At 69.8% G+C, this 26,341-nt stretch carries 23 protein-coding genes; 8 read left to right on the top strand and 15 right to left on the bottom strand.

Annotated features, from left to right (window positions below; translation table 11 throughout):
• Positions 1-17: 17 nt before the first annotated feature.
• The 4 genes from E3O57_RS14280 to E3O57_RS14265 form a co-directional block, all read right to left on the bottom strand.
• Positions 18-1,259, bottom strand: coding sequence for an ABC transporter permease (locus E3O57_RS14280; protein ID WP_103478611.1), 1,242 nt, complete (start codon positions 1,257-1,259; stop codon positions 18-20).
• A 1-nt stretch (position 1,260) separates the two neighbouring features.
• Complete coding sequence (locus tag E3O57_RS14275; protein ID WP_241990430.1) at positions 1,261-2,184, bottom strand: ABC transporter ATP-binding protein; 924 nt, start codon at positions 2,182-2,184, stop codon at positions 1,261-1,263.
• Between the two features lie 89 nt (positions 2,185-2,273).
• Positions 2,274-2,936 carry a response regulator transcription factor gene (locus E3O57_RS14270; protein WP_103478609.1) on the bottom strand — a complete coding sequence of 221 codons (663 nt, stop codon included), beginning with the start codon at positions 2,934-2,936 and terminating at the stop codon, positions 2,274-2,276.
• Positions 2,927-4,261: a sensor histidine kinase gene (locus tag E3O57_RS14265; RefSeq protein WP_198416845.1), complete on the bottom strand. Its 1,335-nt coding sequence runs from the start codon at positions 4,259-4,261 to the stop codon at positions 2,927-2,929. The genes E3O57_RS14270 and E3O57_RS14265 overlap by 10 nt, the downstream gene beginning before the upstream one ends.
• 129 nt (positions 4,262-4,390) lie before the next feature.
• Between E3O57_RS14265 and E3O57_RS14260 the strand changes: the two genes are divergently transcribed.
• From E3O57_RS14260 to E3O57_RS18935, 5 genes are all read left to right on the top strand, one after another.
• Positions 4,391-5,287, top strand: a complete 897-nt coding sequence (locus tag E3O57_RS14260; RefSeq protein WP_174776347.1) for an ABC transporter ATP-binding protein — start codon at positions 4,391-4,393, stop codon at positions 5,285-5,287.
• Positions 5,284-6,108, top strand: coding sequence for an ABC transporter permease (locus E3O57_RS14255; RefSeq protein ID WP_103478607.1), 825 nt, complete (start codon positions 5,284-5,286; stop codon positions 6,106-6,108). The genes E3O57_RS14260 and E3O57_RS14255 overlap by 4 nt, the downstream gene beginning before the upstream one ends.
• Positions 6,109-6,202: 94 nt before the next feature.
• A complete protein-coding gene (locus E3O57_RS14250; RefSeq protein ID WP_103478606.1) occupies positions 6,203-6,880 on the top strand; it encodes a response regulator transcription factor in 678 nt (225 codons plus the stop codon).
• Positions 6,873-8,207 carry a cell wall metabolism sensor histidine kinase WalK gene (locus E3O57_RS14245; RefSeq protein WP_241990429.1) on the top strand — a complete coding sequence of 445 codons (1,335 nt, stop codon included), beginning with the start codon at positions 6,873-6,875 and terminating at the stop codon, positions 8,205-8,207. Before E3O57_RS14250 ends, E3O57_RS14245 begins: the two co-directional genes overlap by 8 nt.
• Positions 8,208-8,318: 111 nt before the next feature.
• Positions 8,319-8,978: a PepSY domain-containing protein gene (locus E3O57_RS18935; RefSeq protein WP_198416844.1), complete on the top strand. Its 660-nt coding sequence runs from the start codon at positions 8,319-8,321 to the stop codon at positions 8,976-8,978.
• A 19-nt stretch (positions 8,979-8,997) separates the two neighbouring features.
• On the opposite strand, the gene E3O57_RS14235 is transcribed toward E3O57_RS18935, so the two are convergent.
• The 6 genes from E3O57_RS14235 to E3O57_RS14210 all read right to left on the bottom strand — a co-directional run bounded on the left by E3O57_RS14235 (position 8,998) and on the right by E3O57_RS14210 (position 17,941).
• Positions 8,998-10,113: an NmrA family NAD(P)-binding protein gene (locus E3O57_RS14235; RefSeq protein ID WP_165787861.1), complete on the bottom strand. Its 1,116-nt coding sequence runs from the start codon at positions 10,111-10,113 to the stop codon at positions 8,998-9,000.
• Positions 10,114-10,321: 208 nt separating this feature from the next.
• Positions 10,322-12,421, bottom strand: coding sequence for an alpha-galactosidase (locus E3O57_RS14230; RefSeq protein WP_103478603.1), 2,100 nt, complete (start codon positions 12,419-12,421; stop codon positions 10,322-10,324).
• Between the two features lie 175 nt (positions 12,422-12,596).
• Positions 12,597-13,928 (bottom strand): ABC transporter substrate-binding protein, encoded by a 1,332-nt coding sequence (locus tag E3O57_RS14225; RefSeq protein ID WP_088456947.1) that lies wholly within the window; start codon positions 13,926-13,928, stop codon positions 12,597-12,599.
• Positions 13,929-14,028: 100 nt separating this feature from the next.
• Positions 14,029-14,898 (bottom strand): carbohydrate ABC transporter permease, encoded by an 870-nt coding sequence (locus E3O57_RS14220; RefSeq protein WP_198415085.1) that lies wholly within the window; start codon positions 14,896-14,898, stop codon positions 14,029-14,031.
• Between the two features lie 41 nt (positions 14,899-14,939).
• Entirely contained in the window at positions 14,940-15,881 is a 942-nt protein-coding gene (locus E3O57_RS14215; RefSeq protein WP_088456948.1) for a carbohydrate ABC transporter permease, read from the bottom strand.
• On the bottom strand, positions 15,878-17,941 hold the full coding sequence (locus E3O57_RS14210) for a beta-galactosidase (protein ID WP_103478720.1): 2,064 nt from the start codon (positions 17,939-17,941) through the stop codon (positions 15,878-15,880). The genes E3O57_RS14215 and E3O57_RS14210 overlap by 4 nt, the downstream gene beginning before the upstream one ends.
• Before the next feature lie 138 nt (positions 17,942-18,079).
• Between E3O57_RS14210 and E3O57_RS14205 the strand changes: the two genes are divergently transcribed.
• The 3 genes from E3O57_RS14205 to E3O57_RS14195 all read left to right on the top strand — a co-directional run bounded on the left by E3O57_RS14205 (position 18,080) and on the right by E3O57_RS14195 (position 20,391).
• Entirely contained in the window at positions 18,080-19,102 is a 1,023-nt protein-coding gene (locus E3O57_RS14205) for a LacI family DNA-binding transcriptional regulator (protein WP_103478602.1), read from the top strand.
• 187 nt (positions 19,103-19,289) lie between these two features.
• On the top strand, positions 19,290-19,559 hold the full coding sequence (locus E3O57_RS14200) for an acylphosphatase (RefSeq protein WP_370290109.1): 270 nt from the start codon (positions 19,290-19,292) through the stop codon (positions 19,557-19,559).
• A gap of 61 nt (positions 19,560-19,620) precedes the next feature.
• The gene (locus tag E3O57_RS14195; protein WP_088456952.1) at positions 19,621-20,391 is read left to right on the top strand and encodes a Pr6Pr family membrane protein; all 771 of its coding nucleotides are present in this window, start codon (positions 19,621-19,623) and stop codon (positions 20,389-20,391) included.
• A 24-nt stretch (positions 20,392-20,415) separates the two neighbouring features.
• On the opposite strand, the gene E3O57_RS14190 is transcribed toward E3O57_RS14195, so the two are convergent.
• The 5 genes from E3O57_RS14190 to E3O57_RS14170 form a co-directional block, all read right to left on the bottom strand.
• Positions 20,416-20,685: a hypothetical protein gene (locus E3O57_RS14190; RefSeq protein ID WP_104162633.1), complete on the bottom strand. Its 270-nt coding sequence runs from the start codon at positions 20,683-20,685 to the stop codon at positions 20,416-20,418.
• Positions 20,686-20,962: 277 nt separating this feature from the next.
• Entirely contained in the window at positions 20,963-22,399 is a 1,437-nt protein-coding gene (locus tag E3O57_RS14185; protein WP_103478601.1) for an NAD(P)/FAD-dependent oxidoreductase, read from the bottom strand.
• A 248-nt stretch (positions 22,400-22,647) separates the two neighbouring features.
• Positions 22,648-24,279, bottom strand: a complete 1,632-nt coding sequence (locus E3O57_RS14180) for a class I SAM-dependent methyltransferase (protein WP_241990428.1) — start codon at positions 24,277-24,279, stop codon at positions 22,648-22,650.
• Between the two features lie 134 nt (positions 24,280-24,413).
• Entirely contained in the window at positions 24,414-25,580 is a 1,167-nt protein-coding gene (locus E3O57_RS14175; protein ID WP_103478600.1) for an NAD(P)/FAD-dependent oxidoreductase, read from the bottom strand.
• Positions 25,573-26,340: a class I SAM-dependent methyltransferase gene (locus E3O57_RS14170; protein ID WP_241980242.1), complete on the bottom strand. Its 768-nt coding sequence runs from the start codon at positions 26,338-26,340 to the stop codon at positions 25,573-25,575. The genes E3O57_RS14175 and E3O57_RS14170 overlap by 8 nt, the downstream gene beginning before the upstream one ends.
• Position 26,341: the final 1 nt, after the last annotated feature.

Raw genomic sequence — 26,341 nt, 5'->3', positions numbered from 1 at the left:
GTGCGGCCACGAGGAACTCAGCCCCGAGCGAGGCTCCTGGCCGTGCGCCCGGCGAACACGGTTTTGAACGACACCCTGTTCGTGTACTCGATGGACCCGTACCGAAACAGACGCACCGCGAGCTGCAGCACGACAGCGCTGAGGAGGAACAGTTCCGTGATGACGATGGCCGCTTCCCAGCCCGCGAGGGAGCCGAACGCGTTGCGGAGCATCGCGGTGATCGGCGCCGAATAGGGGAAGTAGGTGAACACCTGCACGACGGCGCTGTGCGGATCCGAGAGCACCAGCGATACCGAGTAGAGCGGCACGATCATCAGGATGATCAGCGCGGTGAACCAGCCGCCGGCATCCTTCGCGTTGGGCATCACCGCCCCGATCGCGACCGCGGTGCCCGTGAACAGGGCGAAACCGCCCAGGGCCAGCAGCGCGCCGACGATCATCTGGCCGGGATCAAAGGTGAAACTGGCGAGATCCACCTCCGGCAGGTTCAACGAGGTGCGGAAGAACAGGTAGCCGACCGCCACCGGCACGAGGAATACCAGCACCTGCGCGAAGCCGACGATGAAGACCGAGATGATCTTCCCGCTGATCAGGGCGGTGGGGTTCAGGGTGGTGAGGATCATCTCCGTGACTCGGTTCTCCTTCTCTTCCAGGGTGCTGGTGAGCATCTGGTTGGAGAGCAGGGTGAAGGTCAGGAAGAACATCGCCAGGAAGATCAGCGGCGGGATCACGCCCATGAACCCGGCCGCTTCCTCCCCGTCTGTGTAGGTGGTGGAGGTCACCGACACGTCGCCCTGCGCCATCGTTGTCAGCGCCGGATCCCCGATCTGGTCCTGGGCGCTGGTGATCAGCACCTGGGTCGCGACACCCTCATACTCGCCGTTGCCGAACAGGCCCTTGTCGATCCCATACACCTGGGTCGGGGTTGTGGCCGGGTCCGCCGGGTACACAAAATGGGCGTCCTCCTCGCCCGCCTTCACGTCGGCGATCGCGGATGCGTCATCCGTGACCGGCGTACCGCCCAAGGCTGCCGCCACGGCCGGGTCGACATAACCGGATGCGTCGCTGTAGGTGAAGGTGAGCTTCGCGTCTGACTGGGCATCGATGTTACTCATCGACGACGTGTTGCCCAGGGTCACCAGGCCCACCACGATGCCGATCGCAATCGGCACCAGCAGGGTGATGACCCAGAACTTCTTCTTGCCCAGGGTACGGCCCACTTCGAACCCGATGACCGTACGGAGATTGTGCTGACCCATCTCAGGCACCTGCCATTTCGTTCTGGTCGCCATAGACGCTGACGAAGATCTCCTCGAGCGAGAGCTTGCTCGTGGTGAAACTCCGGATCAGAACGCCGGCATCGACCAGGTCGCGCAAGATCAAGGCCTCATCGACGGTGCCGATGAGGGTGAGTTCGGCGTAGTTGCGGTCGCGGAGGCTGATCTCGTAGTGCCCAGATGCGGGTATCTCGCCGGAGTAGCCGACTCGGATCATCGTGCCGCCGTACTGGTTCTGCACCTCAGGGATTGTGCCGTAGGCCTCCGCCCGGCCGCCCTTCAACAGGATCACCCGGTCGCACAGCCGCTCGACTTCCTCCATCTGGTGAGTGACCATCAGCACCGTGGCACCGGCCTTCTTCTGGTCCTCGATGATGTCCATCAGCAGTCGCCGGTTCACCGGGTCGAACCCCTTCGTGGGCTCGTCCAGGATCAGCAGCTCCGGGTCGTTCATGATCGTGACACCGAGCTGAACCTTCTGCTGCTGACCGCCGGAGAGCTTGTCCACCCGGACCTTCGCCTTATCCCCCAGCCCCACCCTCTCGAGATAGTTCGTCGACCAGGCCACCGCGGCTTTTTTACTCAGACCCTTGAGCTGGCCGAAGTACGTCATCACGGCGAGAACGGATTCCTTCTTATAGAGTCCACGTTCTTCGGGGAGATAGCCCAGCCGGATGCCGGACTCCGGCGTGAACGGGCGCCCATCGATATGCAGGATGCCGGCAGTCGGGATGTAGATGCCCAGCAGCGCCCGCAGCGTGGTGGTCTTGCCGGAGCCGTTGGACCCGAGGAACCCGAACGTCTCGCCGCGCTGCACATCGAAGGAGAGGTCCTCGATGACCGTGGTGCCGGCGAAATCCATCCGGAAATGGTCGATGTGAACCAGAGACTCTTCTGCAGACGTCATGCCAACACCCTAGCGCCGGGCTGGGCTTCGCCGCAGGTAACCACCTTTTGACCAGCAGATTTCATCTGGGCCGCCGCGGACTCTCCCGCTTACTCCCCGGTAAGACCCGCGTCGTGCACGGTGCGCGCCACCTGCACCCGGTTCGTGGCCTCGAGCTTCGCGAACACGTGGCCGATGTGCGTCTTGACCGTCGCGACCCCCATGAACAGCCGTGCTGCGATCTCCGCATTTGACAGTCCGTGCCCGACCGAGATGGCCACTTCGAGTTCCCTCTCGGTCAGCCGGTCGAGCAGCGTGCCGGCCCGCTGCCGGCGCACGTCGGTGCCGCTGGTCACGGTGGCGATCAGCTGCGCCGTCACGCTGGGCGAGAGGGTCGACTCGCCGCCTGCGACCCGGCGCACCGCATCGACGAGGTCGGCCGGCGGGGTGTCCTTCAGCAGGAATCCCACCGCACCGTGCCGCAGTGCGGTGAGCACCAGCTCGTCGGTGTCGAACGTCGTCAGCACGATCACCCGGGTGCGATCGCCGCGCGCCGCGAGCGCCCGGGTAGTTTCGAGGCCGTCGAGCCGCGGCATCCGAATGTCCATCAGCACCACGTGCGGGCCCACCCGCGCGATCAGATCGAGGGCTGCGAGGCCGTCGGCGGCTTCACCGACGATCTCGATCGATGGGTCGCCGCCGAGAATCATGCGCAGGCCCGCCCGAACGAGAGCGTCGTCGTCAACGATCACCACGCGGATGTTCACTGCCACGGCAGCCTCGCCGTCAGAACGAAGCGGCCGTGGACGTCGGTGCCGTGCTCGAGGCCGCCCCCGGCGAGCTCGGCACGCTCCTGCAGGCCGGTCAGGCCCATGCCGGCGCCATGGGTCGAAAGAACCGATGCCGGCGCAGTCGGGTTCCGCACCGACACCACCAACTCGTCGCCCAGTTTCTCGAGCTGCACGGTGACGGCGGCACCGGCAGCGTGTTTGCGTGCGTTCGTGAGCGCCTCCTGAACGATGCGATACGCGGCGCGGGAGACCGACTCGGAAAGCCCGTCAAGCTCGACCTGACCCAACGAGGAAGCACCGGTAACCGGGTCCACCCGATTACCCAGCCCGCTCACATCCACCGACACCTGCACTCCGCCCTCCCGTGAGTCGGCCAGCAGAGCGGGCAGCTCCGCGAGCGTCGGCTGCGGAGGCTCGGCGATGCCGGAGCCGGCACCGTCCGCGCCGCCGTCGCGGCTGCGGAGCACCCCCAGAATCTGCCGCAGTTCGGTGAGAGCCAGTTGCGCGTTGCCCTGGATGATCGTGGCCGCATCCACCGTCTCCTGCCGGGTCAGATCGGTGCGGAAGGTGAGCACGCCGGCGTGCAGCGACACCAGCGAGATGTGGTGGGCCAGCACATCGTGCATTTCGCGGGCGATGCGGGTGCGCTCGGCTTCCCGCGCGGAGTCCTCACGGAGCGCCTGCTCGCGTTCGGCGGTCTCGGCGCGTTCGCGGAGCGACGCCAGCAGATCACGGCGCGCCCCGATGTAGAAACCGGCGGTGGCGCAGATCGCGTAGATCGCAATGGCCAACCCACCGGATGCCCAGGTCAGGCCCGCATCGATCGTCGCGCCGGGCACGCTGGGCCGCAACACCAGCTCGTAGAACATGCCGGCGGCCACCCAGGTGAACCCGACTGCAACGACAGGCTTCCAGCGGCGCCGCGTGCTCATCGACACGATGGCCAGCGCCGCCGGTCCCACCGCGAACACGGACACCGCCGACAGGCCGGCCGTGAGCACCGCCGTCAGCACCGGCAGCCGACGGCGCAGCGGCAACAGGCCCACGGCGATCACGCCGAACAGGAGATCGAGCAGCAGGAAGCCGAAAATGGCGGCATTCGCGGCGTCCGAGAGAGTGCTGGGATCCTTCCCCAACACGTCCGCCAGGTTGATGATCATCAGCAGCAGCCCGAGGCCCACCGCCACCAGGTAGCGCCAGATCCTCGACCAGGGCCGCAACCCGGGGGCCGGCATCGGCGCCGGGCGCCGGGCGGCCGGCAGCGGCACGGCCCGGTCGGCTGGCGCGGTGCGCAGGCTGGCGGTCATGTGTCCAGAGTAGGCGGCCCGCTCCGGCATCCGCTCACCCCTTCGTCTCTGTGCTCTCCTACTAACGGTGGAGGCAGCCGAGACCCGAGTCCGATTCGCGCTCACCGGCCCGCCGGAACCATGGAGACCATGATCACCGCAGAGAAACTCACCAAGCGCTACCGCACCCGGGTCGCCGTCGACGAGGTGTCGTTCACCGCCCTGCCCGGCCGCATCACCGGGTTTCTCGGCCCGAACGGTGCCGGCAAATCGACCACCATGCGCATGCTGTGCGGCCTGGCCGCGCCGAGCTCCGGCAACAGCACCGTGCTGGGCGTGCCGTTCCGGGCGCTCGAGAATCCGGGCCGGCATGTGGGCGTGCTGCTGGACGCCTCCGCCCAACACAACGGTCGCACGGGTCGGGAATCCCTGGCGATCTCCGCACAGCTGATGCAGCTGCCCGCCCGCCGGGTCGACGAGGTGATCGAGCTCGTCGGCCTCACCCCGGCAGAGGGCAGCGCTCGCATCCGCGGCTATTCGCTGGGCATGCGGCAGCGACTGGGACTGGCCGGCGCGCTGCTCGGCGGCCCGCAAGTGCTCATTCTCGACGAACCGGCCAACGGCCTCGACCCGGCCGGTATTCGCTGGATGCGTGGGCTTCTCACCTCGTTCGCCGCCGCCGGCGGCACCGTGCTGCTGTCGTCCCATCTGCTGCTCGAGGTAGAGGCGGTGGCCGACGATCTCATCATCATCGGCCAGGGCCGGCTCCTTGCCCAGGGCAGTGCCGCCGAGCTGCTCGCCGTGGTGGGCACCCAGGTGCAGAGCCTCGACGATGATCGTCTCGGTGCGGCGCTGATCACGGCGGGGTTCGAGGTGACGGCCACGGCCGCCGGGCTCACCACATCCGCGACGGTCGCCGACGTCGGGCGGATTGCCCTCGGCTGCGCGATCGTCGTGACCGACCTGCGTCCGGCCGCCAAGGCCGGGCTGGAAGAACTGTTCTTCACCATGACCGCCTCAGACGGGCGAGAGGATGTATCCGCATGAGCACGTATCGCAGCACGCACCAGGCCGTCGGTTCCGACACCGACCGATCGCCCTCGGGTCTGGCGACGGGCATCCGACCCGCTGTCGGTGGCATCCCGTTTCTCCGACTGTGCGCCGTGGAGTTGCGCAAGCAGCTCGACACCCGAGCAGGCCTGTGGCTGCTCGTGGCGATCGCCCTCGTGAACACGGGGTTCATCGCGCTCACCTTCTTCACCGCGGATGCGGCGAGCCTCGCCTGGACGTCACTGGCTGAATCGGCGTCGCTGGGGCAGTTGCTGCTGCTGCCGCTGATCGGGGTGATGGCCGCAACGAGTGAGTGGTCGGCACGCACGGCGCTCTCAACGTTCACCCTCGAGCCCCGCCGCACCCGGGTGAATCTCGCCAAACTCGTGTCAGCAGGTTCGCTGGGTCTCATCGTGATGGTGGTGACGCTCCTGGTCAGCGCGGCGCTGAACCTCGCGGGCATCCTCTGGCAGGGCGCCGACGGGTCGTGGGCGCTGAACTGGGGCCTCGTGGGCGGAACCGCGCTCGCACTCGTGTTGCTGGTGTGGCAGGGCGTGGCGTTCGGGCTCGCGTTTCTGAGCACCCCCGTGGCGATCGTGGCCTACCTCGGCCTGCCGACGCTGTGGACGGTGCTGACCCTCACGATCGAGTCGCTGCGCGGCCCGGCGGAGTGGCTCGACGTCAACACGACGCTCAGCGTGCTGATGACGGGGGCGATGACCGCGGATGACTGGCCCCGCCTGGCCGTGTCGCTGGTGGTGTGGCTCGGGGTGCCGCTCGCATTCGGACTCTGGCGCACGGCGCGCCGGGAGCCGTAGCCGGGCCGGTCACGGCGGTTTCAGCTTGCCTTCAGCGGCATCGGCCACACTGGCAGCGGCGGCCGTGCGGCCGACCTACTGACGAGGGGGCCGGATGCGCGTGCTGGTGGTGGAGGACGAGGTGCGGCTCGCGACCGGGTTGAAGCGCGGCCTCGAGGCCGAGGGGTTCGCGGTCGATATCGCCGGCACCGGTCCGGATGGGCTCTGGCTGGCCCGCGAGAACGAGTATGCGGTCATCCTGCTCGACATCATGCTGCCGGGCCAGAGCGGCTACAGGGTCTGCGAGATCCTGCGGGCCGAGCAGAACTGGACCCCGATCCTGATGCTCACCGCCAAGGACGGCGAGTGGGACCAGGTCGAGGCCCTCGACACCGGCGCCGACGACTACCTCACCAAACCGTTCTCCTCCGCCGTGCTGCTGGCCCGGATGCGCGCCCTGATCCGCCGCGGCACCAGCGCCAGGCCCACCGTGCTGCGCGCCGGCGACCTGCACCTCGACCCCGCCACCCGCCGGGTCAGCCGGGGCGACGCATCCGTTGACGTCACCGCCCGGGAATTCGCGGTGCTCGAATACCTGATGCGCAACCGGGGCACCGTCGTGAGCAAGCGCGACGTGCTCGACAACGTCTGGGACTTCGACTTCGAGGGTGACCCCAACATCGTGGAGGTGTACGTGCGGCATCTGCGCAACAAGGTGGACCGGCCGTTCGACCGGGCCGCGATCGAGACCCTGCGCGGTGCCGGCTACCGGTTGGCGGCCAACGGTGGCTAAGCGGACCCGCAGCCGGTCGTTGCGCGGCCGGATCACCCTGGTGTCCACCGCGATCGTTGCCGCAACGCTGGTCGGCGGCGCGGTCGTGTTCGCGCTGGTGCTCCGCGGTGTGCTGCTGGACGAATTGCACACGGCCGTGGAACGCGACCTCGAGCAGATCGAGACCGAGCTCGACACCGGCAGCGGTCTGAGCGGCCTCGACGCCGACGATGACGACGTGCTCTTCCAGATCACCGACGGCTCCGGCACGCTCCTCGCCGCCAGCGAGGCGCTCGAGGGCCGGCAGCTGGGCATCGACGGCGACGACGACGCGCAGACCATCCGGGTACCAGACGAAGACACCGACTACCTGGTCGTGGCCGAAGACCACGACGACGCCACCGTCGTCGCCGGCCGCTCGCTGGAGAACGTCGACGAGGCCGTCGCCACGGTCGGCGTGCTGCTGGCCGGAGCCGTGCCGCTGCTGACCGGGATCGTCGCGCTGCTCACCTGGATCGTGGTGGGCCGGGCGCTGGCCCCTGTCGAACGGATGCGCCGGGAGGTCGACGCCGTCACCGCCACCAACCTCGAGCGCCGCATCAACGACCCCGGCCGCGACGACGAGATCGGCCGGCTCGCGCACACCATGAACAGCATGCTCGACAGGCTCGACACCTCCCAGCGCGCCCAACGGCAGTTCGTCTCGGATGCCTCGCACGAGCTCCGCTCCCCGCTCGCGTCGCTGCGCCAGTACGCCGAGGTCGCCCAGGCGCATCCCGACAGGGTCAACCTCGGTGACCTGTCCGAGGCCGTTCTCGACGAGGGCGACCGGCTGGAGCGGCTGGTGGCGGGGATGCTGCTGCTGGCGCGGGTGTCCGAGCGCAGTGCCACGACGACCGGCACGGCCGTGGACCTGGACGACCTGATGCTCGCCGAGGCCCGCCGGCTGCGCGACACCATGGCGCTCAGCATCGACAGCACCGGGGTGGGTGCGGCCCGGGTGCACGGTGACCAGAACCTGCTCGGCCAGGTGGTGCGGAACCTCGTCGACAACGCCGCCCAGCACGCCTCCGGGCGGGTGAGCCTGTCGCTCGGCCTGGTCGACGGGCAGGCGCTGCTGACCGTGGAGGACGACGGCCACGGGGTGCCGCCCGGCGAGCGCGACCGCGTGTTCGAGCGCTTCGTGCGGCTGGACGAATCCCGGGCACGGGCATCCGGCGGCACCGGGCTGGGCCTGGCCATCGTTCGGGAGAGCGTGCAGGCGCACGGCGGCACCGTGCGCCTCGTCGACAGCGCTCTGGGCGGCGCCCGGTTCGAGGTGCGCCTGCCCGCTGTTGCCGAGGCCTGACCTCGTTTCTGAAGCGGCCTTCAGCGGGCTTCAGCCTGGCTTCAGCGGTGGCTTGGCACAGTGGGCTTATCAGCCACGGCAGCCGTGGCACTCACGAACAAGGGACACACCATGAAGAAGAAGACCATCTGGATCACCGGTGCAGCCGTTGCCGCCGTTCTCGTGGTGGGCGGCGCCGGCCTGGCCATCGCCGACCCTTTCGAATCTGACGGCCCGCTCACCGGCAGCGCCCTCGACAAGGCCAGTGCCGCCGCGCTGGATGCCGTGGGCAGCGGCACCGTCACCGACACCGAGTCCGGCGACGACAACGACGCGCACGCCTACGAGGTCGAGGTGACCCTCGCCGATGGGACCGATATCGACGTGGCACTGGATGAGAAGTTCGCCGTGCTCTGGGTCGACGGCCTGCCCGCGGATGGCGCAACCTCGGTGCCGGGAACCGGCAGCGGCTCGAACTCCGGCTCCGGCTCTGACGACGGTGACGGCCGCAGCGACGACACCGGCAGCGACGACTCGGCCACCGACGACACCGGCACTGACGACTCGGCCACCATGACCCCGCTCACCGACGCCGACCGCGACGCCGCCTCGGCCGCGGCGCTCGCCACCCTGCCCGCCGGCACCGTCGGCACCGTCACCGAGGTCGAGCGCAGTGACGACTTCGACCACGCCTACGAGGTCGAGATCACCCTCGAGAACGGTCAGGACGTCGACGTCGAGCTCGATGGGGCCTTCGCGGTGCTCAAGGTCGACGGCGCGCCGACCGCATAGCCCCGGCGGTCCTGGCGTTTCAGAGCCAGGTCTGGCGGTGGTCCTCGATGAAACCGCGCAGCGTGGTCGCCGGCCGACCGGTGAGCCGGCGGATGCCGCGATTCGGCAGTGCGGTCAGCCGCCGGCGCGCCGCCCGATACCAACTCGCCTGCGCAGCGATGTCCGGTCCGGTCACACCCTGTTTCGCCGCCAGCTCGGCGAACTCGGCCTCGGTCGTGGCGGTGTACCGGATGGGCCGACCGAGCACCTCGGTGAGACTCTCCGCCACCTGCGGGAAGCTCAGCGACTCCTCCCCCGCCAGGGAGTATGACTTGCCCAGATGACCGGGTTCGGTGAGCACCCGGGCGGCGCAGCGGCCCACGTCGGCCGCGTCGACGAACGCGACCCTGGCCCCGCCGGCCGGCAGCACGATTTCACTGCGCAGGCGGATGTCGTCGCGGTACAGGGTGGACAGGGTCTGCATCAGCACGTTCGGCCGCAGGATGGTGTGCGGCGTGCGGGTGCGCTTGAGGTACTGCTCCACCACGTGATGCGGCGACCGGGTGTCGAACCGCACACCGGGCGCCGACAGGAACACGATCTGCCGCACTCCGCTCTCCTCCATCGCCTGGTCGATGAACGGGATGAGGGTGCGCCCCACGGTGCCGATCGTGGGCGGCACGAGCAAGAACACCCTGTCGACGCCGGCGAGGGCGCGCGCCCAGGTGCTGCGGTCGGCGAAGTCGAAGGCGCGCACGATGGCCCCGCCGCCGCCGGTTGTGCCGGTTGCGGGCGCGGATGCGTCGGCCGCGCCGACAGTGCGTCCTGGCGGCGGCGAGGTGGGAAGGCCGCCCGGCTTGTGGGCCGGGTTGCGTGCCGGCTTCTGGTTGGGCGCCCGCAGCGGCTTACTGCCGGGTCGGGCTGTGCCGATCCGTGCAGTGCCGGGCCCGGCGGGCTTCTGGCCGGCCGCGGTGCCGCTGGCGCGCCGGGCGCCCTCGGCGATCCACGCGCGGGGGTCCCGCATGCCGGCGATCACGGTTTCGCCCGCCTCGGCCAGGGCCTCCACGACGGCCCGCCCCACGGTGCCGGAGGCCCCGGTGACCAGGATCCCGCCCGTCAGCACTGTGCGCCGCGGCGACGAGGTCTGCTCGGTCATGCCCCTTACGTTAGTGCCGCCCAGCCCCACATCCTCCGCGAAAGCGGGCGTGTGGCTGCCACGACCCCCTCGAAGCAACCACATAACCGCTCTCGCGGATCCACCCTCACGCTCTCGCACATCCACCCCCACGCGAAAGCGGGCATGTGGCTGCCACGACACCCACGAAGCGACCACATGGCTGCTTTCGCGGATGCTCAGGGCGCGGTCAGACCGCGTCGAGGGTGAACAGGGCCGCCTGCTCGGGGGTGAGGAGCGGGGCGGGCAGGCCCACCTCGGCGAGCACGGCGCCGGTAAGCACCAGCTCCCCCGCGTCGACAGCCAGCCACGCCGGCGGCACGGTCTGCACGGTGCGCGGCACCGGTCCTACGAGCAACGGTCGCACCCGGTAGCGTCGGGCGGGGTCCAGGCCGGGAAACCGAATCGGGGCGGGTAGCGCGGTGCGCGGCGCGGCCAGCGCGACCTGCGCGAACACGGCGGCGGAGCCATCCGTGGCCACCACGCCGTGCAGTTCGATCGCCGGGTCCGACCCGTCGGCGTGCACGACGTTGCCGCTGTGCAGCAGCGCCCGGTGCTCCTTGTATATCGCGATCCAGGCCGCGATCTGGTCGAGCTCGACGGCGGATGCCTGGGTGAGGTCCCACTCGATGCCGGCGCTGCCGAACAGTGCGGTGGCCAGCCGGAAGCCCAGCGCCGAGGTACGCCCGGTGGTGTGTGCGGTGGCGGCGCCGAGGTGGCCGCCGAGGTATTCCGGCGGCACCAGCACGCTCGTGTAGCGCTGGATCTGCTGGCGTTCCAGCGGGTCGTTGGTGTCGCTGGTCCAGACCCGGTCCACCCGTTCGAGGATGCCCAGGTCGATGCGGCCGCCGCCGGACGCGCAGGACTCGATCTCCAGGCCCGGCTGCGCGGCGCGCACGGCGTCGATCAGCCGGTACAGCGCGGCGGTCTGCCGGTGCACGGAGCCGCCGAGCAGATCCCGGTTGTGGTCCCACTTGAGGTACGCGATGGGGTATTCGGCCAACAGCGCGGTGAGGCGCTCGAGCAACCAGGCGAAGGCATCCGGGTTGGCCAGGTCGAGCACCCGCTGGCCGCGCCAGGTGGGGGCGGATGCCGAGCCGAGCAGCCAGTCCGGGTGCGCCCGGGCCAGGTCGGAGTCGGGGTTGACCATCTCCGGCTCCACCCAGAGGCCGAAGTCCAGGCCGGCCGCGTGCACCCGCTCGATCAGCGGGTGGAGGCCCTCGGGCCACTTGTCGGCGTCGACGAACCAGTCGCCGAGGGCGCGCTGGTCGTCGGTACGGCCGGAGAACCAGCCGTCGTCGAGTACAAACCGTTCCACGCCGACCTTCGCGGCGGCGTCGACGAGACGGCTCAGGGTGGGCAGATCGTGGTCGAAGTACACGGCCTCCCAGGTGTTCAGAAGCACCGGGCGCGGGCCGGTGATCGTCGACCAGGATCGGATCCACGGGTGCAGCCGGGCGCTGAGGCCGTCCAGGCCCGCGTCGGAGTACACCGCCACGGTCCACGGGCTGGTGTAGCTTGCTCCCGCAGCCAGGCTCAGCTCGCCGGGCGCGAGCAGTTCACCCGCGCCGAGGGCGGCGTAGCCCAGCGTGCTGCGTTCGGCCCAGACCAGCTTGTCGCCGCTGTGCGCCAGGTGCACCGCCCACACCTCACCACGGCGGAAGCCGAAACCGGGGGTGCCGGCCACGGTGAGGTAGGAGTCGTCGTGGCCGGGCCGGCCGTGCCGGGACTCGCGGCTCCAGACGCCCTGGCCGAGGATGCTGCGCTGCGGCCGCCGTTCGTGGCTCCACAGTCCGGTGAAGTCGAGCAGCTCGGCCGCCCGGTCGGGTACCGGCAGGATCGCGTCGAGGCCGGCGAGTTCGAGGGTGCCGGCGCCGCTGTTGGTGAGGGTGTGCCGCAGGCGCAGCACACCCTGCACGGTGAGTTCCAGCTCGGTCGAGACGGTGACGGATGCGTCAGCATCCGCCAGCTCGATGACCAGCGTGTTGTCGCCGCCCTCGTGCACCGCCACCAGAGCCAGCGCCGGGTCGAGGGTGCCCGTGCCGGTGCGGAACCCGCCGAGCGCGGGCCGGCCGCACCAGCCCTCGGCGAGGGCGGGCAGCAGGCTGAGGCGGAGCGGCACGTCGAGGGAACTGGGGCCGACGGGCGGCACACTCGCGGCGGCCAGCGCGGCGAGGTCCGCCGCCGGCAGCTCGCCGAGGTCGGCGCCCCAGTGCACGATCACCGGCGTGCCGCTGCCGGAAGCGTCGAGAACAAGGCTGGTGCCCGCGGCACGGAGGTGGTGGATCATGACACTGCTTTCTTCGTTGGATGAAGGAGGAGTTTGAGCACATCGCACGCGGACCTGCGGACCGCGACCCGTGCGTCGGGCACGACGCCGAGGCATCCGCACGCGTCACACACGACCGTACCGCCCGGTGCGAGAAGGCACCGGGCGGTACGGGGTAACGGGCAAAGCGGGTCAGCTACTCCTTGACGGGGATCGACTGCGCCTTGAGCGCGTCGACGGTGGCGCTCTGACCGGTGGTCAGGGCCTCCGCGAGGGTGCCGTTGCCGCTGACGGCTGCCTTGAAGCCATCCGAGACGTCGTTGTACGTCTGGGTCATGGTCGGACCCCAGACGAAGTCGCTCGACACCTGGCCGGAGGCGGCGGCGAACTCGTCGTAGATGGGCTGGTTGCCGTAGAACTCCACGCCTTCCTTGAGCACGGGCAGGTCCAGGCCGGCCTTGGCGGCCGGGTACAGGTTGGCTGCCTCGTTGAGCATGGTCAGCGACTCGCTCGAGCTGTTCAGCCACAGGGCGAACTGCGCGGCTTCGTACGGGTGCTCTGAGCCGGTGAACACTGCGGTGGACGAGCCACCCCAGTTGCCGCTGGCCTCATCGCCGGCTTCCCACTGCGGGGACTGGGCCACGGCCCACTTGCCGGCGGTGTCGGGCGCACCGCTGGCGATGGAGTTCGCACCCCAGGCTGCGGAGTTCCAGGTCCAGGCCGCGCCGGTGTTGTAGGCGTTGTCCCACTCGGTGGTCCACGGCGGCTGCGTCGAGACGAGGTCCCGGTCGATCAGGTCCTGCCAGTAGTCGGCCACCATGATCGACTCGTCCCCGGTGAGGTCGACGTTCCAGTTCTCGCCGTCGTTGCCGAACCAGGTTCCGCCGGCCTGCCAGACGAGCCCGGCGAACTGGTTGATGTCGCTCTGCGAGAAGTTGGTGATGTACGCGCCGGTGGCCCGCACCTGCTCGGCGGCGGTGGCGTACTCTTCCCAGGTGGTGGGGATCGCGATGCCGTTGGCCTCGAAGAGGTCGGCCCGGTAGAACATGGCCATCGGGCCGGAGTCCTGCGGGATGGCGTAGACGGCGTCGTCCTCGTTGAAGCTGACCTGGCCCCAGGTCCAGTCGACGAAGTCGGCCTTGGCGTCCATCACACCGTCGCAGGATGCGAGGTTGACCAGGCCGTCCTGCACGCGGAAGTTGGGCAGCGCGTCGTATTCAATCTGGCCGAGGTCGGGCGCATTGCCGGCTTCGAGCTGGTTGAAGAAGTTGGCGTAGGTGCCGCCGTTGCCGTTCGGGCCGGTCTGCACGGCCACCTGGATGTCGGGGTTGGCCTCGTTCCAGACGTCGACGACCTCTTCGATGCCGGGGATCCAGGACGTGAAGGTCAGATCGACCTTGCCCTCGGCGGGCTCGCAGGCAGCAGCGTCGGCGCTGTCGCTGGAGGTGCCGGAGGCTGAGCAGCCGGTCATGGCGACCGTGGCTGCGGTGAGCAGGGCAACGGTGGCCGCTCTCTTGGTGATTCGCATTGTTTTCCTTTGTTGGGGTGTTCGCTGAAAAGGAGTGGTGCAGGGTGACACGGATGGTGCGGGGTTGAGCCGGGTGAACAGTCGGAAGGAGTCGAGGGGGTTACTTGACGCTGCCCGCACCGAGGCCGTTGCGCCAGAAGCGCTGCAGCAGCAGGAACAGGATGATCAGCGGGATGATCGACAGCAGCGCGCCGATCAGCACGTAGCCGCGGAGTTCGGGGATCTGGTTGACCTGGGAGTTCCAGGCGTAGAGGCCGAGGGTGACCGGGAACAGGGTCTCGTCGCGGAGCATGATCAGCGGCAGGAAGAAGTTGTTCCAGATGGCCACGAACTGGAAGAGGAACACCGTGACCAGGGCGGGGAACATCAGCTTCACCGAGACGGTGAAGAAGGTGCGCACCTCGCCGGCGCCGTCCAGGCGGGCGGCCTCGATCAGTTCGTCCGGCACGCTGGCCGAGGCGAAGATGCGGGTGAGGTACACGCCGAACGGGCTGACCAGGCTGGGCAGGAACACCGCCCAGAAGGTGTTGGTGAGGCTGACCTGGCTGAAGATCAGGAACAGCGGCAGCGCCAGCGCGGTGGCGGGCACGAGGACCCCGCCGAGGACGATGTTGAACAGGAGTTCCCGGCCCGGGAAGCGGTACTTCGCCAGGGCGTAACCGCACATGGCGGCGAACAGGGTGGCCAGCAGGGCGCCGGCGCCGGCGTAGAGGGCGCTGTTGAGCATCCACTTGAGGAAGACGCCGTCACGGTAGGCGATCAGGTTGCCGATGTTGGCGAACAGGTTGAAGTCGGCGAACCAGAGCGGGTTGGTGCTGGTGAACTGGGAGCTGCTCTTGGTGCCGGCGACGAACAGCCACCAGATCGGGATGAGGAAGTAGAGCGTGAAGACCAGCATCACGGTCATCGCGCCGACGCGGGAGAGCGGGCTCTCCTTGGGTCCCTTCGGCGTGTTCTCGGCGCGGCGCATCGCGCGCTTGGTCGGGACGGCGACGGGCTCGGTGAGGGCGCTCATTTGCCTTCCTTCCGCTGGGTGAACTTGAGGAACGAGAACGAGAGCACGAACGTGGCCAGGGCCAGCACCACGCTGAACGCGGCGGCGAGGTTCACGTTGGGGATCGAGGAGGTGGAGTAGACCATCAGGTTCGGGGTGAAGGTGCTGGTCACCGCGGAGCTGAAGGACCGGAACACCTGCGGCTCGGCGAGCAGCTGCAGGGTGCCGATGATGGAGAAGATGCCGGTGAGCACGATCGCGGGCATGATCAGCGGGATCTTGATCGACCAGGCGATGCGCAACTGCCCGGCGCCGTCGAGGCGGGCGGCCTCGTAGATCTCGGTGGGGATGGCCAGCAGTGCCGAGTAGATGATGAGCATGTTGTAGCCCACGTAGACCCAGGTGACGACGTTCGCGATGGCCCAGAGCACCAGGTCGGCGGAGAGGAAGCTGACGTTGCTGGTCAGTGCCGTGAACGGCGACAGGTTGGGTGAGTAGAGGAAGCCCCACATGATCGCGGCGATGACGCCGGGCACGGCGTACGGCACGAAGAAGGCGAGCCTGAAGAAGCGCTTGCCGCGCAGCAGCGGGCTGTCCAGCAGCAGCGCGAACAGCAGCGCCAGGCCGAGCATCACCGGAACCTGCACCACACCGAAGGCGAGCACCCGGGTGATCGACTCCCAGAACGGTCCGTTCTGGAACACCAGGATGTACTGGGTCAGGCCGCCGAACACCTCGGTGGCCTTGCCGAAGGTGCCGTCGCGCTCCACCACGAGCAGCGACTGGTAGATCGCGTAGCCGATCGGCAGCAGGTAGAACAGGGTGAACAGGATGGCGAACGGCACGATGAAAATCGCGATCGCGCCCGGGTGCGAGACCTTGATCTTGCGGGGCCGGGGCGCCGGGCTGCGGGAACCCGCACGCCGGGCATCCGCGGCCGGAAGGGCTGGTGCGCTCATGATGCGGTGTCCTCTCTGAGAACGCGTACGGCTCCGGCCGGTACGCGCAGGGTGCGGGCGATGTCGGCGCCGGTGACGAGCTCGACCCCAGCCGCGCTCACCTCCAGGTCGGTGTCGCCGTGGTTGATGATGAAGCGGTAGGAGCGGCCGGGCGCGGCGCGGCGGATGACCTCGATGAGGCCGTCGCCCTCCGGACCGACCGCGGTGACGTGAGCGTGCCCGGCGATGGTGCGGAGCACGTCGCGGTAGGTGTCGGCGTCTGGCGCGGTGGCCAGGTACCAGGCGGTGCCGGCGCCGTGCCGGTTGCGGGTGAGCGCGGGCACACCGGGCAGGGCGCCGTCGGTGTAGTGCACCACGGCCTCCGCGCCGGTCAGCTGCAGGCGTTCGGTCCACAGGGTCCCGGCGGCACCGGCCGCCAGACCGATCGGGGCGCCCAGGCCCACGGTGGTGCCGGGGCGGAGCGGCACGAACTCTTCGACGCGCACGCCGAGCAGGTCGCGGAACGCGCCGGGGTAGCCACCGAGGCGCACCCTGTCGTCTTCGTCGACGATGCCGCTGTAGAACGTGACCAGGGTGTGGCCACCGGCGGCGACGTAACCGGCCAGGTTGTCGGCCTGGGCGTCGGTGACCAGGTAGAGAGCGGGCACCACGACGAGGTTGTAGCCGGCCAGGTCGGCATCCGGGGAGACGATGTCGACGGTGACGCCGAGCCTGTGCAGCGCGGTGTACGCGGCGTGCACCTGCTCGAGGTAGGTCACCGACTGCGACGGCCGGGATTCGCCGTCGCCGGCCCACCAGGCCTCCCAGCTGAACAGGATCGCGGCATCCGCGACGACGCGCGTGCCGATGATCTCGTCGAGCCTGTCGAGGGTGGCGCCCAACTCAACGACCTCACGCCAGAGCACGGTGTCGGTGCCGGCGTGCGGCACCAGTGCGGAGTGGAACTTCTCCGAGCCCTGCTGGGAGGCGCGCCACTGGAAGAAGCAGATCGCCTCGGCGCCGCGGGCCACGTGGGCCAGCGAGTTGCGGGTCAGCTCCCCCGGCGTCTTGGCCAGGTTCAGCGGCTGCCAGTTGACGGCGCTGGTGGCCTGCTCCATCAGCAGCCACGCGCCGCCGCCGGCCAGGCCGCGGGTGAGGTCGGCGGCGAAGGCCAGCTCGGTGGTGGGGTCGGCGAGGCGGTGGTCGAGGTAGTGGTCGTTGGCGATCACGTCAACGGCGGATGCCCAGGACCAGTAGTCGAGGTTGCGAATGTGCGCGGCGACCATGAAGTTCGTCGTGACGGGCAGGCTGCTGTGCCGGCGGATGACGGCTTCTTCGGCCTTGTAGTAACCCAGCAGCTCGTCGGAGCTGAACCGCTGGAAGTCGAGCACCTGGCCGGGGTTGCGGCTGGAGAGGGTGAGCCTGGGGGTGTGCACCTCGGCCCAGTCGGTGTAACGCTGGCTCCAGAAGCTGGTGCCCCAGGCGGCGTTGAGGGCGGCGATGCTGCCGTACTTGGCCTCGAGCCAGAGCCGGAACGCGGCGGCGGTGTCGTCGTCGTAGCAGAGCGCGTTGTGGCAGCCGAGTTCGTTGGAGACGTGCCAGAGGGCCACGGCGGGGTGGTCGCCGAAGCGTTTGGCGACCTGTTCCACCAGGCGCAGCGCGTGCTCGCGGAACACCGGCGAGCTGGGGCACCAGGCCTGGCGACCGCCGGGGTAGCGGGTGGTGCCGTCTTCGGTCTGCGGCAGGATCTCGGGGTGCAGGGTGGTCAACCACGGCGGCGGCGACGACGTGCCGGTACCCAGGTTCACCCGGATGCCGTGGGCGTGCAGCAGGTCCACGATGGTGTCGAGCAGGGTGAAGTCGTACTCCCCCGGGGCCGGCTCCAGGGCGGACCAGCCGAAGATGTTGATCGCGACGAGGTCGACGCCGGCCTGCTGCATGAGGAGCACGTCCTCGGCCCAGACTTCCGGACCCCATTGCTCGGGGTTGTAGTCACAGCCGTAGGCGATGCCGTTCTGCACGAACGGTGTCGTCGGGGTGACCTGACGGGTCACGGCCGGGGTGGCTACTGGCGTGGTCATCTGCTCCTGCTTCATGCTACGTCTGTGAACGTGCACAGATCGAGGAGCAAATGACTCCCCGTTGAGTGTCTGTGAACGTACACAGAGTAAGTACAGCCTGCCCACGATGTCAAGCTCGGGGACGGGTACAGTTATCGAATGGTGACAATTCCGGGGCGGCGCAAGCGTGCGACGATCCACGACGTCGCCGCGGAGGCCGGCGTGTCTCGCGGCACCGTGAGCCGGGTGGTGAACAACGAACCCTACGTGTCAGCCGAGGCTCGTCTGGCCATCGAGGCGGCCATCGCGAAGGTCGGCTACGTGCCGAACACCGCCGCCCGCAACCTCGTCATGCAACGCTCCCAGGCCGTGGGCCTGATCGTGCACGAACCGCATTCTTTGTTCCTCGAAGACCCCAACATCGGCGAGATCCTGCTCGGCGCCAACTCGGCGCTCTCCCTGGCCGACTACCAGATGGTCAGCCTGGTCATCGAGTCCGAGCGCGACACCGAGAGGGTGGCGCGGTACCTCAGCGGTGGCTTCGTCGACGGTGTCGTCGTCGTGTCGGCCCGGGAACAAGACCCGATCACCCGGGTAATCGAACGGCTCGACCTGCCGGCGGCGTTTGTCGGGCATCCGCAGGACCTGCGCGACCTGCCGTACGTGGGTATCAACAACCGCGCCGCGGCCCGCGCCATCACCGAGCGCCTGATCGGCACCGGCCGCCGCCGCATCGGCATGATCGCCGCGGCCCTGGACCGGGACTCCGGCGCCGACCGGCTGGCCGGCTTCACGGATGCCCTGGGCGACCGGTTCGACCCCGCGCTGGTGGCCCCGGTGCCGCTGTACACCTACGCCGACGGCCGCGACGGCATGCGCGCCCTACTGGCCCGCGAACCGCTGATCGACGGGGTCTTCGCGGCCTCCGACGTGATCGCCGCCGGCGCCCTGAACGCTCTGCGTGAGGCCGGCCGCAGCGTGCCGGGCGACGTGGGCATCGTCGGCTTCGACGACAGCGCCTGGGCACTCCGGTGCCAGCCGTTGCTCTCCACGGTGCGCCAGCCCGCCAACGGCCTCGGCCAGCGCGCGGCCGAGTCGGTGCTCAGCCAGCTGCGCGGTGAGGCGCCGGAGCTCGGCGGCATCCTGCTCGACACCCAAATAGTCTGGCGCGACTCCGCCTGACCGCCGGCGGGTCGATCTCGAGAAGCCAACCCTATTCGTCGGTCGAGCTTGTCGAGACTCCGCGAGCCGACTTTTCAACGCATGTCCCCCGGTCTCGACAAGCCCAGCCAGTGGGATGGGAACGAACCGCAGACCCGACGGGCGGGCGGGGTTGTCGGGGCGGTGGCGTGCGCCCAGAATGGGGAGCGTGAGTCGCAAGCGAGTGATCGTCAACGGGATGGTTCAGGGCGTGGGGTTTCGGTATTACACCGAGGCGCAGGCCGGCACCCTCGGCCTGGGCGGTTTCGTGCGCAACCGGTCCGACGGCGCCGTCGAAGCCGAGATCGAGGGTGACGACGACGCGGTCGAACGGATGCTGGCCTGGCTGCACACCGGACCGCGTTCGGCGAGCGTGGAATCGGTGCAGGTGACCGACCTGGCCGAACACGGCGAGGCGAGTTTCAGCATCCGCCTGTAGCGACCCACCGCGATGCCGGTGATGGCCGCGGGCGACCGGCACTCTGGCGTACCGTGGGAGTATGGGCGCGCAGGCATCCGGTCCCGGCCGGACGGGACCGACGGTGCGCGAATCCTCCCCGCAACGGGAGGAACCACAGGCGCGCGAGCCGTTCCGCGCGCGCAAACGCCTGTCCATGCGGTCCAGTTACGGTATCGGCCGGCTGCTGTTGGCCGTCGCCGGGATTGCGGGGCTGATCGGCAACTACGAGTACGTGTTGCTGTTCCCCACCTTCGCCGCGTACAACGTGTTCACCTATTTCACGGTTCAGAGTGCGATCGCGGCGGTGATCGCGTTCGTGCTCGGCGCGATCGTGGCGTTCCGGCAGCCGAAGGACCCACAGTGGCTGGACGTGTTCCGGGCGCTCGTGACCACGTACATCCTGGTTTCCGGAATCGTGTTCCTCACCATCGTCATCCAGTCGTCATCGCGCGACTACTCGATCGAGGTGCCCTGGCCGAGCCAGGTGCTGCACTTCTACATCCCCACCCTGGCGCTGCTGGACTGGCTGACCGACACCGGCAAGGCCCGGCTGTCCTGGCGTTTTCTGCGCTGGATCCTGCCGTACCCGATCGCCTGGGGCATCTTCACGTTCGTGCGAGGCTCGTTCGTGGGCTGGTACCCGTACTTCTTCCTCGACCCGGCCCAGGTCAGCGGCCCGCTCGAGACCGCGTTCTACTGCCTGATCGCCGTACTGCTGTTCCTCGGCATCGCGGCAGTGCTCGTGGCCACGTCGCGGCTCAGTTGGCGTCCCCGCCCGCGCGGCGACCGCGCGTCATCGGTGCCCAACTAGAACCGGCCGGCCGCGCTCGACCCGCTACTGCTCGACGGGGAGAAAGGTGTACTGGCTGGTGAGGTGCTCGGACTCGCAGGTACCGCAGTAGAGCACGCCGGAGGCCTGCATCGCCGAGACCCGCGGCGAACACTGGATCACCTTGGGACCGCAGCACGGGGAGATCACCATGTAAGCGCCGGGCTCGGCGGCGGCGTGGCCGCTCAGGCTCCGGTGGTGGTGGCTGCCCTCGCAGGGCAGGTTGGTGTCGAAGTCGAGCAGCGACACTGAATCAAGACTTGTCAGAATATACATGTTTCACACGGTCAATCAGAATTGGCATTGGCCGCGGTGCAGGTGGGACACCAGGATCGCGACCGCACCCGATGACCGACGGCGAAAAGCACCCACCCGGACTCCGTCGGCACGTCCAGTCGGGAAACGACTGGATCTCCCCGTGGGGGTGTCCCTGAGATGGGCGGCCCCTTCACCGACTAGACGTTTCGTGGAGCTTACACCGGAACTCTGAGCTTTGCTCGTTAATGTTCCGACGGCGAATCACTCCGCCCGGAGTCCCAAACAGAAGGGCCGGTCAGGGCGCCGGGGTGGCCGTGGCGACGACCGCGAACGGCTCGAGGCTGCGCAACGCGGCGTCGGTGAACTCCGTGTTGTCGGACTTCGCGAGCCCCAACGCGCGCTCGCCGCTGACAAAACCCACCAGGATCGGCTCGTTGGTGATCGGCATCATGTTCACCCAGACCCTGAAGTCGAGGGTGTCGTCTCCGACGGTGGTCCACAGGGCGGCGTCGGTGTCCCAGAACGGCTCCTCGAAGCGCAGCCAGATCTTGTCGAGAGCGCCCATCCCGAGCGCGGCGATCGCGCCCCGGTGCGCGAACGGCAGGGGCGGGTCGAATTCGATGACATCGCTCTTGAGCACGCCCAGCGGCACGGTCACGATCGCGCGGTCCACGGTGAGCGACTCGCCGGTGCCCAGGCGCAGGCTGACGGAGGTGTCGGTGTACGCCACCCGGGTCACCACGCTGGAGAAGAGCACGTCCAGGTCGGCCGCGTCTTCGTCGAGCAGCGCGCCGTAGCCTCCGAGCACGATGCGGATGTCGTCCGCGGCGGTCGTCGCCGGGGTGGGGGCATACCAGCCGGACATCTCCTCGGCCGGGGCACCGGACTCCAGGGTGGTGGAGGTGGCGAGCTGGTAGTCCAGCCAGTCGGCGTCGGAGACCCCGGCTTCGCCATCCGCCATCGACAGTGTGGCGGAGCCGTTGGCGATGAGGGCCTTGGCCAGGGAGGTGTCTTCGGCCTGCGCGGCGGCCCAGGCCAGCGCCGCGGTGACGGCGTCGGCGCCGACCGGAGAGACCGGGGTGACGGTGCCGGCCGGGGTGCGCGCCTCCGGGGTCGGCGTGAAGGGCGCGTGCGAGACCTCGAGGCCGGTGAACTCCTCGTCGAGGGAGTTGGTGTTGCCGGCGACGATGAACGACGGGCCGAGTTCGACGGGCATCGGCCAGGAGTCACTGGCGACGGTGTGGATGCGGCCGCCGAGCCTGTCGCGGGCCTCGATCACGAGCACGGTGAAGCCGGCGTCGGTGAGCAGCCGGGCGGCGGCGACGCCGGCAGCTCCGGCGCCGATCACGGCCACCCGCTCGCCGGGTTCGGCGACGTCCGCCAGGGCCCTGGCGGCGCGCTGGCCGGAGCCGCGGGCGCCCTGCACGGTGCCGGGGGCGGTGTCTGAGAGCGCCTCCCCGGCGAGGAAGAGCCTGTCGCGGATGGGTTCGGCAAGGTCCTCGCGCTGCTGAGGCGTTGAGGAGACCGCCGCGAAGCTGTAGGAGCCGCGGGCGAACGGGTCATCGGACCAGGAGCTGCGCAGCATGTCCTGGGGCTGCGGCACCAGGGACGGCGCCGGCGTGGCGGAGGGAGTGGGCGAGCCCGTCGGCGTGGGCTTGGGCGGCACGCATCCGCTGAGCGCGAGCAGGGAGAGCCCGGAAAGGGAGCTGATCAGGAAGGTCCGACGTTGCATCGCTGTGTTCGCGTCAGGTGACGCACTCCTCTCGGCCCCTCGAAGTGGTACCCCTCACGCTACCTCAGGCCGTGGCCGCCCGGTTCGGCCGCGGTCGGGCGCGCCGGGTGGGGCCCTTCGGCAGCAACTGTTCCCGTTCCGGACAATTGGTCCCGGCACACCGGGCGCAAATGTCCGCTTCGGCAACAGTTAGCGCCGCTGGGGCGGGCAGCTGTGGCTAGGCGGGCGGGGCCGGCGGGCGCCCGTGGCTAGGCGGCGGGCGGCTGGAGGAAGCCGTCGTCGAGCAGGCCGCGCACCCGGGGCAGCAGTTCGGCCCGCAAGGCGGCCGCGTCGGCGTCGAGCAGCTGGGCGATCGCGTCGATGATGGCCCCCACCGGAAGCTCGCCGTCGCAGGCGCCGATCAGGGCGGCCTGGGCGGTATCCAGCGGCACCGATCGGCCGAAGCCGCCGCCCTGGTGCAGGGTCATCAGCGTCGGATCCTCCTGGCCGGGCCAGAAGTGCCGTTCCTCGGTGACGTCGGATGCCACGGTGAGCGTGCTGCGGGACAGCGCGTCGTCATCCAGCCCGGCTTGCCAGTCGTGCGCGGCCAGGCACTCGGCAAGGTGGTGGCCGATGCCGGCCGGGTTGTGCCCCAGGGCCTCCGGCAGGCGTTCGAGCCGGAGCAGGCGGGGGCGGGCAGGCGCGGCGGCCCGGCGGCGGCCATCCGTCGGGCGGCGCAGCAGCATGTAGCCGAAGCCCACCTGACGCACCCCGCGGGCCTCGAAGTCGTCGAGCCAGGCGCCGTAGAGCCGGTCGAAGTCGGGGGTGTCCGGGCGGGTGCCGCCGTCGCGGATCCAGGTTTCGGCGTAGCCCGTGGGCGGCTGCACCTCGCGCTCGATGATCCAGGCGTCCAGCGCGGTCTCCGCCGGGCTCGCCAGCCAGCCGGTGAGCCTGTTGAAGGCGTCGTCGTCGTGATACTCCCAGTTGCCGAGCAGCTGGGCCACCCCGCCGGGGGTGAGGTGGTCGGCGGCGCCACGCACCACGGCCTCCACGAGGGCGTCGCCGACCATGCCGCCGTCGCGGTACTCGTAGCTGGGCACACCCTCCACCCGTGGGGTGATGACGAACGGCGGGTTGGAGATGATGTGGTCGAACCGCTCCCCCGCGACGGGGTCGAACAGGCTGCCGAGCCGGAACTCGATGTTCTCGACGCCGTTCAGCCGGGCGTTGAGTGCCGCGAGCTCGAGGGCGCGCTCGGAGATGTCGGTGGCCACCACCCGGGTGGCGTGTCTGGCGGCGTGCAGGGCCTGGATGCCGCAGCCGGTGCCGAGGTCCAGCGCGCTGTCGACCGCGGTGGGGATCATCAGGGCACTCAGGGTGAGTGACGCACCGCCGACGCCGAGCACGTGGTCTTCGCCGAGCGGATGCCCCAGCGCCAGTTCGCCCAGGTCCGAGGTGATCCACCAGCTGCCGGCGCCGTGCGCGTCCACGAAGCTGTACGGCCGCAGGTCCACCAGCGGCGCCACCTGTGCCGGGCCGAGTGCCGGCTCCGCCGGGGCGACGCGGTCGGCGACGGGGCCGGGCTGCGTGGCGGCCTCGTCGTGGCGGGCGGCGACAAGGCCGAGCTGCTCGGCACCGTCCACGCCGAGGGACGGCAGGGCCGCCGCGAGCTCGGCCCGTTGGACGGGTAGGCCGAGCACGAAGATCTGGGCGAGCACCACATTGGGTTCGGGCACGGTGAGGGTGGCGCGCAGCTTGGCGAGCGCCCGCAGGGCCGGCACCCGCTGATTGCGGCGCAGGGCGGCATCCGCTTCGATGCCCCACAGCCCGGTCAGGGCGGTCACCGAGAAGTTGGCGGCGGCGAGGTCGGCGCGGAGCAGGTCGATCAGAGGTGCAGTCACCCCTCTATTCAACTGCACGCCGGGCCCGGCCTACGCGACCCAACCAACCCGTGGGCGCGACCCAGGCACCGAGTCACCAGGTCTCGACAAGCTCGACCAACGACGTGGACGTGATCCTTGGACCAGGAAGCCGGCTAGAGCCAGCGCATCGTGAACGCCCGCGTGAGCAGGCCGTTCAACGGCGGTGCCGCCAGGACCCGCACGATCACGTTGCGCAGCCGCAGCCGCAGTCCGCGTGCCGGACGGCCCATCGCCATGTTGAAGCCGGCCTGCCTGGCGGCAATGCGGGCGCTGCGCCGCCGGCGGCGGTCGTAGCCGGCGAGCGTCACCCGGGCCTCGATCGGCTGCGCGAGCGCGTGCGTGAGCGCAGGCGCCAACGCCACCGCGTCGAGCCACCCCAGGTTCATACCCTGCCCGCCGATCGGGCTGATCTCGTGCGCCGCATCCCCCACCAGCAGCACCCGGCCCTGCACCATCGTGGCGGCCAGCCGCTGCCGCACCGAGAACGAGCTCGGCACGGCGTCGGAGGCCGGCAGCAGCACCCCGGTGCGACCGAGGACCAGGGCCGTCAGGTCCTCGAGCGAGGCATCCTCCATCAGGGTCGGCGTCAGCGCCACCCAGCGGCGCCGGCCGCCCGGCAGCGGGAACGACTCGACGACGCCGCCTCGTTCGAAGAATAAAACGGCCTCGCTGCCGTGTTCGCCGGTGTCCGGATAGTCGGCCATCAGGTAGGTGTCCCCGCCGCCGAGCGGCCGGGAGGCGATGCCGACGGCATCGCGCAGCTGTCCGCGGGCGCCGTCGGCCACCACCACGTACCGCGCCGTCCCCACGATCTCGAGCCCGTTGTCGCCGGTATCCCCGGACCCGTCGGCACCCGGCTCGGCGATCAGGTCCACGTGGTAGCCGCGATCGTGCAGCATGCCCACAGCCACGCCGGAGCGCAGACCGTCCGGCCGCAGCTGTCGGAATCGCGCCCGCAGCACAGCTTCGGTTTCGTACTGCGGCAGCGCCACGACAAACGGGAACCGCCCCGTCGTCTGCGCGAACGACAGCCGCCCCAGCGTGCGGCCGCCGCTCTGCACGCTGCCGGTCTCGATGCGAACTGCCCGGGCCAGCACCTCCTCGGCCACCCCGGCCTGGCGCAGGACCCGCATCGACGGCGGGTGGATGCCGATGGCCCGCGCGAGCATCGACGGCTCGGTGCGCCGTTCGAGCACCTCCACGTCCACGCCGCGCTCGGCCAGCAGACAGGCCAGCAGGATGCCCACCGGGCCGCCGCCGACCACGATCACGTCACGCATGCGCCCGACTTCCAGCTGCCGGTGCGGCCGAATCAGTCGAAACGGCCCGCCGCGGTTCGGTCACCGCGGGGGCCTGCCAACGCAGCATCAGCCGGTACGGCACCTCCCGGTGCACGCTCCAGCCCGGCGGCGCCACGGCCGCCAGCTCGCGCCAGGTGAAGCTGCGCCGGATCGAGGTGAGGCCGTCGGCGCGAATGTAGGAGCGGCGAAAGAACGGCCACGTGCCCAGCCCGAAGCCGAGGTAGGCCAGCGGGGAGCGCTCGATGTCGCCGTGCAGGACCAGGCCGCGGCCGAGCCGTTCCGAGTCCACGAGCAACGCGCCGAGCTCGACGCCATTGAGGTGGTGCAGCACGTGGTTGGAGAGCACGATGTCGAACCGCTCTCCCGCTGCGACGAGGTCGCTGCTGAGCGCCCGGCGAAACTCCAGCCCGGGCAACGGCGGCCGGCCGGCCGCGTAGGCGTGCGCGCGGGCATCCGGGTCGATCGCGGTCACACTCAGGCGCAGCCCGTCGCGCACGGCCCAGCGGGCCAGCGACCGGGCCACATCGCCGCCGCCGGAGCCGATGTCGAGCAGGCTGGTCTCGGTGCCGGCCGACAGGCGCGGTCGGATGTCGCGGCGGTAGGTGTGCCGAAGCCCGGAGACGACGGCGTTGACGTACCGGAAGTTCGCGTAGGTGCGCCGCAGCGTCTCGGCGTCGCAGTGCGGATCGTCCATGATCTCGACGGCGTCGACCGCCCGTTCGCGGAGCCTCGGGAGCACG

The organism is Cryobacterium sp. TMN-39-2 (genome assembly GCF_004402745.1).
In the GTDB taxonomy this organism is placed as follows: Bacteria; Actinomycetota; Actinomycetes; order Actinomycetales; family Microbacteriaceae; genus Cryobacterium; species Cryobacterium zongtaii.
Note: the sequence above shows the minus strand (reverse complement) of the source record. Positions and strands in the feature narration are given on the sequence as shown.